Here is a 10495-nt window from a genome sequence, read left to right as displayed (position 1 = left end):
AGCAGCAGAAAAAGAAGTCACACAACAACTAACGATCAACTACTGGCGCAGGACACTAGCCTTCGATCGCGAACTGCACGGCCGCACATCGTTCGGCGTGGCCACGGCCGCCGGTGGCGGGTTGCAGGTCGTGGTCACTTGCGGTCGCGAAGGAAGACGGGGATCTCGCCGCGGGTCGGGTAGTTCGGCAGAGGTGCGGGCTTGTCCTGAAGGAATGCGGTGATGACGGCGGCGGCTCGGTCGTTGTTGTCGTCGAGGCCGTTCCACATGTGGTGTCCGACTCCGGGCAGGTACTGCGTGCGCTGGATTGCGGGGTCGTTGGCAAGGACGGCGATCTCCCATTGACGGACCTGGGAGGAACACTCGGCGATCATCAGCATTGCGGGGGTCCGGGAACGCCTCAGTTGCCGGGCGATGGAGGGTGCGTCCTTCACCGTCTGCTGGATACGGATGCTGGCGGCGGTGCTGAAGGAGAAGTTCTGCGGCGTGTCCTCGGTCGGGATGCGGTGCGCGTCGCGCGCGCAGTAGCCGGATGCGGTGTCGCTACCGAGGTCAGCGGCGGTGAACGCGTTGTCGCCTTCGGCCTGTCCGACCAGCCCGGTGTCGGGGGTGAGGAGTCCGAGTCGCATGAGGCCGAATGCGGCTGCGTAGCGGGGGACGTGTGTCGACCGCGGTCCGGTCATGGCCGGCGCGAGGCCGCGCGCGGATGGTCGGCCGTTGTGTCCGGTGATGTCTGCGGTGGGGCCGTCCATCGGGCCGGGTTCGGCGATGATCGCCCGGTGCAGGTGTGCGGCGACGCGCGGATCAGCCAGGGCTCGCGTGAGCACGACTGCGCCTGAGGAGAATCCGAGGATGTCGACCCGGCCCTTGTCCAGGCGGTCGACGAAGGCGGCGAGGTCGCGGACCGACCTGGAGATCGTGTACTGCTCCATGGGAAGCAGGTCGCTTCGTCCGCCGCCGGCCTGCTCGTAGGTGTAGACGTCGTAGCCCTGTTGCGCCAGGAGTTGCAGGAACCGGTGGTCGAGCACGGAGATGCCGCGGACCGGTCCCCCGTTGAGGTACACGAACGGAATGGGGTGTCGGGCGCCGTCGTTCGCGGGCGGGTAGTGATACACCGCGACCCGGCTGCCTGTTGCCAGGCTCCAGTGCTGCGCGGCTGCGAACGGCAGGGCGGGCGGGTACCGCCGTGTCGTGGGCACGGTCGGGAGGCAGACCGACGCCGTCAATGCTGCCGCGACAACCACTGGCACGAACGGCGCGAGCCGCGCCGGCCAGGTACCGCGCCGGCCCCGCCACAGCGCGGCAACAGTCGCGACTCCAAGCGTCGTCAACCATGCGGCCAGTCCCGACCCTGCCCCGTCCGTCAGGACAATCAGCGCGAGAAAGATGACGACCAGCCCCGCGACGGCGGCCGAAGCCAGCAGCAAGCGACCGGCGAAGCGGACAAGACGTATGACGGATGCCGGCACGGCGACCCTCCGGTAGTTTTGAAACGCTGTTTCAAAACGATGTTATCAAAGAGGGTAGGCTGGTTGTCGTGGGTAGGCCGAGAACAAACGACGACGCCGTCAAAGAGCGACTTGTCGCGTGCGCGAGCGAGATGCTCGCCACCCGTCCGCGGGAATCAGTCACAGTCCGCGCCCTCGCCGCTGCCGCCGAAACGTCGACGACGGCGGTGTACTCCCTTTTCGGCGGCAAGGACGGACTGATCGATGAGGTGCGCGACAGAGCAGTCACCGGCCTGTTCCAGGACTTGTCTGCGGTGCCCACTTCCGCGGACCCCCTCGCCGATCTGTACGCACTGGCCGTCGCGTACCGGCGATGGGCAAGCGAACACAGCCACCTCTACATGGTGCTGTTCGGTGGGATGCAGTCCTTCGACCCGTCAGGCACGGTCGGTACCGGTGATCCCATCCGACCGCTCCTCGCGGCGATCGATCGCGCCCTGACCGCCTCCGTCCTGGCCGGCGAAGCGACGTTCATCGCCCTCTCTTTCTGGGTGACCCTGCACGGGCTTGTGGCTCTCGAACTGACCGGTGCCCTCGACACCGCCACGGCCGAGGCCACATTCCGATCGACGATTCACGCGACGCTGCGCGGCTGGACGACCCCCACGGTGTTCCGCAGGCTTAGGCAGGCCGGCCCCACCCCGTAACAGTGGTCACTGCGTCTCCCGTTCAGGCAGTTGACGAACGCTCAGGTCAGCTGCCTCACATCGCCGCCTCTCCATGTGACGCCTCGCTTCAGTCGGTGAGTCCGTGGTAGCAGACGAGGGCCGCAGCCGTACCAGGCAACGGTTGCTCTGTTCACGGCCTGGTGGAGGCGTTTGTTGGAGGTGCGTCCTGTACGGAGGGAAGTCGTGCGGCAGGTACTCCCACGGAATGCCGGTGCGGTTGACGTACAGGATCGCGTTGACGATCTCCCGCACATCGTGGACCCGGGGCGCAGTGCCGGGCGCGGTCCGCCTGGCCCGCCAGGCGGTGAAGACCGGTCGATCGAAGCCCGGCGCGCATCGGACACATCACTACGGTAGGGACGACGAGCACTCACACACCGTGCAACGACCACCAACCACACCAGTCACAAAACCATCCCGCACTCCCAACCACCGACCACCAACCACCAACCACCAACCACCAACCACCTGGATCGGATGCCCTCACGAGACGCAGGTGGTCGGGGTGGCGTGGGCCGGGTCAAGCGCGTTCGCCGTCTCGTGGAAGGCAATACGGTCGAGCAGTCCGATCGACCCGTGCCCGGAGATGTCGAGCGGGCACAGATCCTGGAGCACGATGTTGTGGACGTCGCGGCCGTGCAGGAACTCCGAGCGGTGGGGTGTGATGATCTCGTCGTACCGGGTCGAGATGACGGTGTAGTGGACGCCGGGGAGCGTGTCGCCACCGGCGTTGAGGCGCCTCAAGAGAGGGGAGCCGACCTCCTGCTCGATCACTCCCGGAGTGAGCCCGTGCAGGATCTTCTCCACGCCGGGGACGGCGTCCAGTAGCTTGGTCAGTCCGTGCAGGTCGGTGCCGTGATTGTTGGGAGCCAGCCCGACCAACGTGTGCACCTTGTGACGACCGCCGTAGAACTTCAGGTACACCCGCGACATCATGCCGCCCTGCGAGTGCCCGACGATGTCCACCTTCCGCGCCCCGGTCGCGTCCAATACCCGGTTGACGTACGCGGCGAGCTGCCGAGCCGAGGCGTCGACCGGACCGACCCCGCCGACGAGGGGCAGGCCGAGCAACTGGCCGTAGGTGAGGGAGAAGACACAGTATCCGCGCGCCATCAAGTAGGGCGCCAGTCCAAGCCAGTTGTCGAGGCCGTTGGCAAGAGTGCCGTGGGCGAGGACGACCGGACGGGGATGGGCGAAGGAGGGCTTGCAGGAGAAGTCGTTCCAGCCACCGTGGCCGGCGGTAGCCCATGGAACATGAGGCAGGGCCGCGCCGACGGACGGCTTGAGGAGAAGCGGTCCGAGCGGATTCCGGAGGAGCGCGGTGCGCGGTGTCAGACGGGGCAGCCCGGCCGGCTTGCCGGGAGAGGCGGTCAGTGGCGGCCGGGTAGCAGCCGCAGGGGAGGCCGCGGCGAGGCCCGTGACCAGGCTAAGCACCGGGAGAGCGGTGAGCAGTCTTGACCAACGCAGCTTCACGCGATGCTCCTTGCGGGTGAGAGGACGCCGACTTGCTCCGAGAAACGCTCACGTGCGATACGGATCACATGAGCCAACGTGGCAAATGGCAAGTGGTTACGGCTGGCTAGCCGTACGCACCAGTGGTCGTGCCCACCTGCCGCATGGGTGTCAGCCCCGCGCCGTGAAGCGTCGGCTGTGTGCCTTCCGAAGTCCGCGCTGCGTCGACTGATGCATCATCACATCGGCATCCCGTTGAGAGCGGTCATGAGCTCATGACGTCAGGGACTGACACGACACTAGGACGCCTCTGGGCTCCTCTTCACCACTCCCCCGGTTCCTCAGAGAGGTCTTCATGCGGCGCCACGGCACCACTCCGTGCCCGCCACTTCAACGCCGAAGCCACCAACACGGCTCTGGGAGCGATGGCATCCGGCAACGGCGGAGGGGCGGCAGCCCGGCTGGTCGGTGTGGGAGAGCTCCTCGACGCCCGCACCCGGCTCCCCTCGGAACCACGTGGGTCCGAACTACGGCAATCGGCAAGGCACTTCGAGGGCGCCGCTCGCTCCCACATCCGCCAAGGGCACGGAGATATTCGTGCTGCGCCGCGCGGCCCACCAGGTCGTCCACTCCGGCACCGCCCACGGCTGCGACGCCCACCACGGAGGGCCTCGGCCAATGTGGCAGCGAACGCGGCAAGCCGCTCGATTGTGCCGTTCGCGTACCGCCAGGTGGTGGCCACACCGATATCGGATCCGGCTCTCTGCGACGGATCGCGAGGGCTGAGGCGACGTCATATTCCGCCGTGTCACGAAGGGGAGGCCGCGGGTTTCTCCGGCTACTGGGCGTGGGTGCGGATCCGTTTCCAGACGTAGTGCACGGTGTCCGCATCGACGTACGGAGATCCGAAGGCGGCCCGGACGGCGGGGCGGCCGTTGACGCTTGTGGGGGTGCACAGGAGCGTGGGGTCGGCTTGCAGGCGGGAGAGCAGGTCCCGGGTGTTGTCGTCGGTGTCGCGGCGGAAGACGACCAGGCCCAGTTCGTGCACCTCCAGGTGAAACCCGGGCTCGGCCGTGATGAGGTGGGCCAGCTGGGCCGCCAGGCGGATGTCGTGGCGGATGGCTTCGCGCAGGCCTTCGACGCCGTGGGCCCGCATCACGTACCAGAGTTTGAGAGCGCGCATGGGGCGGCCGAGGGGCACCTGCCAGTCGCGGAAGTCCACGACCCGGCCCGAGTCGGTCGCAGGGTTCCGCAGGTACGAGGGGGAGATGCTCATGGCGTCGGTGAGTGCGGCACGGTCGGAGGTCCACATGACGTCGCACGGGGTCCCCGTACGCATCCACTTGTGGGCGTTGACGGCGTAGGAGTCGGCGAGGGCGATACCGTCAATGAGGTGCCGGTATTCCGGGCACAGTGTCGCCGAGCCCGCGTAGGCGGCATCCACATGCAGCCACACGTCCTCCCGGCGGCACAGCTGCCCGATGTCCGGTACGGGGTCCACGGCGCAGACATCGGTGGTGCCGACCGTAGCGACGACGACGGCAGGGATGAGGCCGGCCGCACGGTCGTCGTCGATCCGGGCGCTGAGCGCGTCGGGATCCATCCGGCCGGTGCCCGGCAGTGTGGCGATGAGCTGCGGCTCGCCCAGGCCGGCGAGCCGGGCGCCCTTGGAGACGCAGGAGTGGGCCCGTTCCGTGCAGTACATCCGGTAGCGGCCTTCGGTTCCGGCCGTACGCCATCGTCCCTGCGACGCTCGTTGAAGGGCCGCTGCGGTGGCCACGATTACCGCTGATGAGGCGGAGTCCTGAATGACTCCGCCGCCGCGGCCACTCGAATGGCGGAAGGCATCCGGCAGTCCGAGGGCCTGGGCCAACCAGTCCGTGACCACTTGCTCCAGCTCCGTGGCCGCCGGCGATGTCGACCACATCATGCCCTGTACGCCCAGCCCGGCGGTGATGTACTCGGCGAGCACGGACGCAGGGGAGTTGTTGGTCGGGAAGTAGCCCAGGAATGCCGGGTGCTGCCAATGGGTCAGACCCGGGACGATGACCTTCCAGGTGTCGGCCAGCAGCTCTCCGAGGCTCTCCGCCTGCTCGGGAGGCGCCGACGGCAGTGCGGTGAGCAGCGAGCCGGGTTCGCACTGCGGGGTCACCGGCACCTCTCGGGCTGCCAATGCCCGCCAATGGGCGACCAGTTGTCTGGTGGCCGTTTCTATCGCCTCTTCAAACTCATCGCCCATAATATAAAAGTAGCGGTCTTATTATGTTTTGTCTATTGTGTCGCTTATGTGTCCTCGCCGTGTCGAACTCCGGCTTCCTGACCCGGAGCAGCTACCCGAGAGGCTCGAGTCGCTGTGGCGTTCATCCGTTCGAGAAGGTCGCCCGGTTCGCTCGGTCCGGTGCCCGCTCTCCGATCCGCGGGAAGCCGATTACGACGCCTTTTTCGGGGTCATCCGGGTCTCCGGTGCGCCGGCCCTGCTGCTTTCCCAGGCGCTGGCCACCACGGTGAGCGCAATGGCCTCGTTGCCCGAAGCCGCCACCGAACCGGCGCTCCACCAGGCGCTGGATGCGGCCCACCTGGCTCCCGCCACGGAACCGGGACTGACGCCGAATACGCCCGCTCAGCAGCGCTGGATACACGGGCACCGCCTGTTCTTCACGCTCACCCAATCGGCCATCGTGGGTTTGCAGGACGCGCTGGCCGCACCGCGCGCCCGTTCCTGCGGGCCGGGAGTTCAGGCCACGCGCGTCTTCCTGCGTGCGAGTGCCGCCGCCATGCGCCTGACCGCCTCCTTTTCCCGGTCCGCGTATGAGCGCATCGTGCGGCCTTCCATGGCGCCACCTCAGCATTCCGCCGAAGGATTCTCCGGACTCTGGTCGGCCGATCACCGCGTGCTCATCACCCGATTGCGCGCATGGGGTGCAATGCACAGTGAAATATGCAGGGATTCCTGCATAACCCGCCGGCATCTGCTGGACGCCGTGGACGAGGTGTACACCGCTCACATAGGTATATGCGAACGCTTCATCGGGGACGGTTCCTCGCTTTTGGGGGGATCGGAAAACTCCCTGGACACTCTCGGTAAACTCGCCAGGCATCGCGGCCGGCTTCTTTAGACCTTTGAATTTGTTCCCCGTGTTGCCGGCGACGAGCGCGGCGGATACCGGCTCGTTGACACACCGCGTTCGGCCCAATTGCCGACGAACACGCAATATCTGACGGACCAACACATAACTTTTGCGTTCACGTCCTCGTCCTCTTTCAGGAAGGGATCGAGATGGGTCTCCTAGATGTCCTTCGCCGGGCCACTGCCGGACAGGATCCGGTTCCCGCAGCTGGGCGGCAGGCCGGCGTCAGGGAATGGAAGGGAGCTTTCTTCGACTACGCAGCGGCACACCCCGGCACATCGGTCTCGGTGGGGGGCGTCAGCCGCATCACGGGGGACGTGCCCGACCACGAGGAAATGTGTCTCCTGGTGGACCTTGCGGTAGCCCGTTATCCGGAACTCGCAGAAGCACCACCAGGTGGGTCCGGTGGCGGGGCGGGGACCCCGTTCGCCGCCGCAGACCACGTCTTTCGTACACCCGTCGCCGCGGGGACATGGCTGGACGGACTGCGCGCCGCGCTGGGGGAACTGGCCGCGGCGCCCTTGCCGGAACGTCTCTGGGGAGTGTGGATTCTGCACGGCTACGCCCCCGACGAGTTCGCGGTCGTACTGCGAGGGCATCATGCGCACTTCGACGGCATGCTGCTCAGCGAACTCTTCCGTGGCACCCTCAGCGAGCCCGCCGCCTCCTCAAAGGCAGGTGCCCCGCCGCCCGGCCGCACGGCCCGCCGGGGCACCGCGGCCGAACTGGCCACCGCCGTCCGCGAAGGCATCGGCGCCTTGAGCGGGCTGGGCCGAGCCGCTCGTCTCGTACCGGACGGCTTTCCCCTGACCGGCAAGCTGCACTATGCGTGGGGCAGCGTGGAACTGGCCCGTTTCCGGAAGATCGCCGCCGCACACGGAGCCACCCCCAACGACCTGTACTTGTCGTCCCTGGCCGGCGCGCTCAAGAGCTGGGCCGGGCAACGAGGCCGACCACTCGGCCGGCAACCGATGCGCATGATGGTGCCGGTCACCCTGCGGCGCCGGGACACCGCAGGCAAGAGGGGAAACTCGGTGCTGGGCGCGGCAGTACGGCTGCCCGTCGGCCTGGACGATCCCGTTGAGCGACTGGAGTACGTGAAAGCCCGTACGCACAAGGTCCGTTCATCGCTGTTCAATCCCCACGCCGGCGCCCTGGGACGGATGGTCCCCGACCGGTTCGGCCGCTGGCTCCTCGAACTCGATCTGCACCCCCGGAGCACGACGGTACTGGCGTCCCACGTTCCCGGACCGGAGAAGCGTCTCCGCCTCGGCGACCGGGTCATCACCGACGTCGTACCACTGAATCTCCTCCCGGCCGGCCATGCGCTCGCGGCATGCTTTTCCACCTATGCCGCCACCGCACAGATCTGCTTCGTCGCGGACCGGACAGTCGGCGGCTGCGACGACCTGGTGCAGCTGTGGATGCATGAGCTGGACGAGATGACGGCGCGCGCCGGGCTGTGATGATGAGCAGAGAAGCGGTCGAGGAGCAGAAGAGGGAGCGGCGCGGCACGGCCTCTCGATACTGGGCCGTGACGTACCGATGGCTGATCCTGGGTCTGGCCCTGGTGGCCGTACTCGGTTCCGGTATCGCGGCCGGCGGCGTGCACGAACGCCTGGTGGACGGCGGATATTTCGACCAGTCGGCGGAGTCGAGCCGCGCGGAACGACTGCTGACGCAGCGCTACGGATCCGGGACCCCGAAGTTGGTGTTCGTGGCCCGCTCGACGGGTGCGGTGGATGGGCCGCAGCCATCGGCAGCCGGTCGGCGGCTCGTCGCCGAACTGGCCGCCGAACCCGGTGTCGTCTACGTACGCGCCCCCTGGTCCCCGCCCAACCCGTCCCTGCTGTCGGCCGACCGGCATGCCGCCCTGCTGACGCTCGCCATCGCAGGGGACGACCAGCAGATGACACACACCGCGCAGCGCCTGATCCAGAAATACGCCGGTGCCCGGCCTCCGTTGACCGTGGAGGCGTCCGGGCGGCTGTCCGTCAACCGGTACGCCGAACAGCAGAGCCGCCGCGACCTCGTCAGCTCCGAGATGATCGGTCTTCCGCTGGTCTCCGCCGTGCTCCTGGTGGTGTTCGGCTCGGTCCTGGCCTGTGCGCTGCCACTCGCCATGGGGCTGGTCAGCGTCACCGGCGCGATGGCCGTCCTGGACCTGCTGGCGCGGCACTATCCGGTGAACGTCTTCGCACTCAACATCCTCACCGCCCTGGGATTCGGGCTGGCGGTGGACTACAGCCTGATCATGGTCAGTCGCTTCCGAGAGGAGCTGGACCGTGGGCTGGAGGTGTCGGATGCGGTGCGCGCCACCGTGCGCTCGGCGGGCCGCACGGTCGCGGTTTCGGTAGCCGTGGTGACGCTGTCACTCTGCGCGCTGCTGTTCTTCCCCACCCCCTTCCACCGCTCGCTGGGTGCCGGCGCCGTGGCGGTGGTCTGCCTGGCCGGGGTCGCCGCGCTGGTGGTCCAGCCTGCGCTGCTCGCGCTCTTCGGGCGCCGCCTGAGCCGCCGCTCCGTGCGCGTACGGTGGAGGCGGGCCCGGGACGCCGGTGCTCCGGACTTCTGGGAGCGGCTGGCCCGCGCGGTGTTGCGGCGCCCACTGGCCGTACTGATCACCGTGTCCGCGTTCCTCGTACTCCTCGCCGTGCCTGCCTCCGGGGCGCGCATGGGGTTCATCGACGAGGACTGGCTGCCCCGCGATGCGGCTCCGCGCCTCGCCGCGGAGCGGGCGCGCGCCGAGTTCCCGATGCTGAACGGGACCACGCTCACGGCGCTGACCCCCGGGATCCCGGCGGGCTCCCCGGCCGCCGACCGCATGGGCCGGGCCCTCTCCCGGCTGGCGGGCGCCGACATGGTTCTGGGCGCCGAGGGGAACTTCCGCGACGGCCGCCGACTCACCGCGCCGCCCGCCCGGCCTGCCGGCGGCGTCGGCCACGGGACCTGGTACTCCATCACCACACAAGCCGGTCCGTACAGTGCGGCGGCTCAGCGGCTGGTCGGCGCGGTCAGGGCGCAGAAGGGGGCGGGCCCGGTGCTGGTGGCCGGGGAGACGGCCTCGCTGGTGGACATGAAGGAGACCCTTGCACGGCACTTGGGCTGGGCCGCCGCGCTGGTCATCACCGCGGTCGCGGTGCTGCTGTTCTTCTTCACGGGAAGCGTGCTCGTCCCGGTCAAGGCCGTGGTCATGAATCTGCTGAGCCTGACCGTGGCGTTCGGTGCCATGGTGACTCTCTTCCAGGAGGGACATCTGTCCCGGCTCCTGGGGGGCACCGCGACCGGTCATGTCGATCCGCTGATTCCGGCGGTGGTGTTCTGTATCGCGTTCGGCCTGTCCATGGACTACGAGGTCTTCCTGGTGGCGCGCATCCGCGAGGAATATCTGCGCACCGGGGACAACGAACGGGCCGTCATCACCGGATTGCAGCGCACCGGACGGCTGGTGACCGTCGGTGCGCTCGCCATCGTCATCGTCCTCGGCTCACTGGCTGCTTCCTCGCTGGCCGTTCTGCAGGAACTCGGAGTGTGCCTGGCCCTCACGGTCGCCATCGACGCCACGCTCGTACGGTGTCTGCTCGTCCCGGCCCTCATGGGCCTCGCAGGCCGCTGGAACTGGTGGGCCCCTGCTCCACTCCTGAAGGTACGTGCCCTCGTCCTGTCCCGGCTGGCCAGGGTCCGTGTACCGGTCCGACCACCACGAATGTCACGCCATGTCAGGGGCTGATGCATCGGCCCG

At 68.0% G+C, this 10495-nt stretch carries 7 protein-coding genes and 1 pseudogene; 4 read left to right on the top strand and 4 right to left on the bottom strand.

The genetic code is table 11. The features are described 5' to 3' along the window. Window positions 1–134 precede the first annotated feature (134 nt). Window positions 135–1199, bottom strand: a complete 1065-nt coding sequence (locus tag IEZ17_RS38035) for an alpha/beta fold hydrolase (protein ID WP_229853030.1) — start codon at window positions 1197–1199, stop codon at window positions 135–137. A 338-nt stretch (window positions 1200–1537) separates the two neighbouring features. Here IEZ17_RS38035 and IEZ17_RS38030 point away from each other — a divergent pair, with 338 nt between their 5' ends. After that, window positions 1538–2155, top strand: coding sequence for a TetR/AcrR family transcriptional regulator (locus IEZ17_RS38030; protein WP_189308200.1), 618 nt, complete (start codon window positions 1538–1540; stop codon window positions 2153–2155). 183 nt (window positions 2156–2338) lie between these two features. Here the strand turns inward: IEZ17_RS38030 and IEZ17_RS38025 are convergent. The 3 genes and pseudogenes from IEZ17_RS38025 to IEZ17_RS38015 form a co-directional block, all read right to left on the bottom strand. Next, window positions 2339–2550, bottom strand: a pseudogene (locus IEZ17_RS38025) (transposase); the annotation flags it as partial. Between the two features lie 109 nt (window positions 2551–2659). Then, window positions 2660–3649, bottom strand: coding sequence for an esterase/lipase family protein (locus tag IEZ17_RS38020; RefSeq protein WP_189308195.1), 990 nt, complete (start codon window positions 3647–3649; stop codon window positions 2660–2662). 817 nt (window positions 3650–4466) lie between these two features. After that, complete coding sequence (locus IEZ17_RS38015; protein ID WP_189308194.1) at window positions 4467–5867, bottom strand: pyridoxal phosphate-dependent decarboxylase family protein; 1401 nt, start codon at window positions 5865–5867, stop codon at window positions 4467–4469. 46 nt (window positions 5868–5913) lie between these two features. On the opposite strand from IEZ17_RS38015, the gene IEZ17_RS38010 reads away from it, so the two are divergent. The 3 genes from IEZ17_RS38010 (at window position 5914) to IEZ17_RS38000 (ending at window position 10483) form a co-directional block, all read left to right on the top strand. Further along, window positions 5914–6744 (top strand): 3-methyl-L-tyrosine peroxygenase-related protein, encoded by an 831-nt coding sequence (locus tag IEZ17_RS38010; protein WP_189308193.1) that lies wholly within the window; start codon window positions 5914–5916, stop codon window positions 6742–6744. A gap of 359 nt (window positions 6745–7103) precedes the next feature. Then, window positions 7104–8222 carry a WS/DGAT domain-containing protein gene (locus IEZ17_RS38005; RefSeq protein ID WP_189308192.1) on the top strand — a complete coding sequence of 373 codons (1119 nt, stop codon included), beginning with the start codon at window positions 7104–7106 and terminating at the stop codon, window positions 8220–8222. Window positions 8223–8224: 2 nt separating this feature from the next. Next, the gene (locus tag IEZ17_RS38000; protein ID WP_189308191.1) at window positions 8225–10483 is read left to right on the top strand and encodes an MMPL family transporter; all 2259 of its coding nucleotides are present in this window, start codon (window positions 8225–8227) and stop codon (window positions 10481–10483) included. Window positions 10484–10495: the final 12 nt, after the last annotated feature.

It is taken from the genome of Streptomyces albospinus, from assembly GCF_014648695.1.
Taxonomy (GTDB): Bacteria; Actinomycetota; Actinomycetes; order Streptomycetales; family Streptomycetaceae; genus Streptomyces; species Streptomyces albospinus.
Note: the sequence above shows the minus strand (reverse complement) of the source record. Positions and strands in the feature narration are given on the sequence as shown.